Annotated in this window: 2 protein-coding genes; both read right to left on the bottom strand. The window is 45.2% G+C overall.

Annotation, left to right across the window (positions count from 1 at the left end; translation table 11 throughout):
* Nucleotides 1-56 precede the first annotated feature (56 nt).
* Nucleotides 57-1160 carry a lactonase family protein gene (locus tag WBM98_RS13150; protein WP_424366480.1) on the bottom strand — a complete coding sequence of 368 codons (1104 nt, stop codon included), beginning with the start codon at nt 1158-1160 and terminating at the stop codon, nt 57-59.
* 50 nt (nt 1161-1210) lie between these two features.
* Nucleotides 1211-2590, bottom strand: a complete 1380-nt coding sequence (locus WBM98_RS13145) for an MATE family efflux transporter (RefSeq protein WP_424366479.1) — start codon at nt 2588-2590, stop codon at nt 1211-1213.
* Between the last annotated feature and the right edge of the window lie 88 nt (nt 2591-2678).

Raw genomic sequence — 2678 nt, 5'->3', positions numbered from 1 at the left:
GTCTAGAGGACAAAAAATATATGCGCAGAATGAAAAAAACAATGATAGATCAATGATTACTCCAAAAACTCCAAACAAACAGGACTCGGCAATTCGTATTCATGTTGAAATTGTAATGTGCCATTGGTTGTATCCCGTTTAAACACAACGATATTGTTGCTGCGCTGGTTGGCCACCAGTAGAAAATTATCACTGGGGTCCAGGGCAAAATTACGGGGCCAATCCCCCTTTACAGGTTCCCTCCCCACCAAACTCAGTTTACCCGTGTTTTGATCCACTCTGAAAATCACGATGGTATTCTCCCCTCGATTGGAGCCATAAAGAAATTGTCCGTCGCCCGAGAGGTGGATGTCCGCACAAAAACTCTCCCCTGTAAAATCCTCGGCTAAGGTTGATAGGGTCTCAACTTCGGTATAGGAACGATCCATATTTCTTTGTAATACGGAGATGGTGGCATTCAATTCATTGATGACATAGAGGTATTTGCCCTCTTGCCCAAAGGTAAAATGCCGGGGTCCGGCTTTTGGGGCCATAGCCAAAGGGGGTTGTTCGTAAGGTACCCATTTGTTATTTCTCAGCATATATCGCAATACGGCATCCAATCCCAAATCGGCCACAAAAAGTCCGTCTTGCGTGAATTTAGCGGCATGGGCATGTGATACGCTTGTAGTATCAAGAACCTTATGGTCAATAAATTGAGGATTGGATAAGAGCTCCCCCTTAGCCCCAATGTTAAAAATTGAAACACTCCCGCCCGTATAACTGGATGCGGCCAGAAATTTACCGTCTTCAGAAAGTCCAATATGGCAGGGATGTGCCCCTACGGTGGCATTTGCATTGATTTTTACAAGGCTATCGCCTTCAATACGAAAAGCGACGACACCCCCGCTGGAATTCTCATAGGTATCGGTTTCTTCGACGGCATATAAAAACTGTTTATTAGGTGAAACCTTAACAAAGGACGGATTTCCGATTTCAGCGGCCAATTTCTTCTGGTTTAGTTCCCCTGAATTGGAATCGAAATGATAGCTATAAATGCCCTCACTACCGTTCTCGGTATAGGTGCCCACAAAAAGCGTAGTGATCTTCGAAGCATCATGGGTCTGGCAACTTGCATTCAATAGGATTGCAAATAAAAGCAAGGCGTGGTATTTCTTCATAGGATCGGAATAAGTCAACGTTTCAAAAATACGTCAAAATGTCCAGAGGGTTAGGGATTCAATGTGTTTTTGACCTCCCGCCGTAAATAATAACCCGTGACTATCGTGGCCAGTACATCCGCAATTGGGAAGGAAATCCATACCCCCAGTTCCCCCATAAAATTAGGTAGGATCAAAATTAAAGGAATAAAAAAGAAGCCTTGACGCGTTAATGTCAATAACAAGGCCGGAACGGCCTTACCTACGGCCTGGAAATAAGCTGCACCGATCAATTGCAGGGCAATGATGGGCGTCGCCGCAAAAACCCATCTCATGGCCGAAGGGGTGTGCTCCATAACAAAGGCATTTGTCGCCAGTTCAAAATCGGACATATCGGGTTTGAAACTTAAAAACAGGGAGGCGATTTCGGCAGGAAAAACCATGAGTCCGACAAACACCAGCGTTGCCAATAGGGCCGCATATTTAATGGCGGTAAAGATCGATTCCCTGACCCGTTCATATTTATGGGCACCATAGTTATATCCGGCAATGGGCAAAAAGCCTTGGGTCACCCCAAAGACTGGAAAAAGGGCGAACATAAGCATACGACCGATGATGGCGTATACGGCGACCATGGCCTCACCCCCCAAATCGAAAAGAATATTGTTCAACAAAAGATAGATGATGCTTACTACTGCTTGTCGGGCAAGGGTAACAAAACCCAAAGAACCTATTTCCTTTAGTATGTTGGCTTTTAGTTTAAAATGGGGCCAGGTAACCTTGAGTTCCGAATGCTTGGAAATAAAAAAATAGAGCACATAGGCAAAACAAAGTACATACCCTATCGTAGTGGCCCAAGCGGCACCCGCCATGCCCCAGTCAAAAATATAGATGAATATATAATCCATTAGGAGATTCCCAACGGATGGAATGATCATGGCGATCATCGCGAATTTCGGTTTGCCTTCGGCGCGGATCACCGTATTTCCCATCATGCAAAGGGCCAAAAAGGGCACGCCACAAACCACGATGATATAATAGATCTTGGCAGGGTCGAAGATAGCCCCCTTACCGCCAAAGGCAGGGATCAGATCATCCACAAAGGTCAACCCCAGTACGACCATGGTAATGGTGACCAACAGGGTCAGGGTTATCTGGTTTCCAAAAGTCTGCAAGGCTTTTGCCTTATTATCGGCCCCCAAGGCTCTGGAGATTATACTGGAGCCCCCAATACCGATTGACATCCCCAAAGCACCGATAAAGAAGGAAATGGGTAACACCACATTTATGGCGGCTATCGCAATGGAACCGATCCAATTCCCCACAAAAATGTAGTCGACCAAAATGTTTAGGGACATGACCAAGATACCAATAGATGCAGGTACGGCCTGTTTCACCAATAATTGGCCAATGGGTTCGGTACCGAGTTGGTCTGATGTTACTTTAGCCATTTAAATTAATTTTAAGACCTGGGTGGTATAAGTGAGGCACGAGTTGTCCATGTAGTTCTATACCACAAAAGTCAACTCAATTTAGACC

Origin of the sequence: Maribacter sp. (assembly GCF_049667165.1) — a bacterium.
Lineage (GTDB): Bacteria > Bacteroidota > Bacteroidia > Flavobacteriales > Flavobacteriaceae > Maribacter_A.
Note: the sequence above shows the minus strand (reverse complement) of the source record. Positions and strands in the feature narration are given on the sequence as shown.

Bases quoted from the DNA above. Each gene is read 5' to 3' on its own strand.
- WBM98_RS13150 (WP_424366480.1), bottom strand. From the start codon at position 1,160: ATGAAGAAATACCACGCCTTGCTTTTATTTGCAATCCTATTGAATGCA.
- WBM98_RS13145 (WP_424366479.1), bottom strand. From the start codon at position 2,590: ATGGCTAAAGTAACATCAGACCAACTCGGTACCGAACCCATTGGCCAA.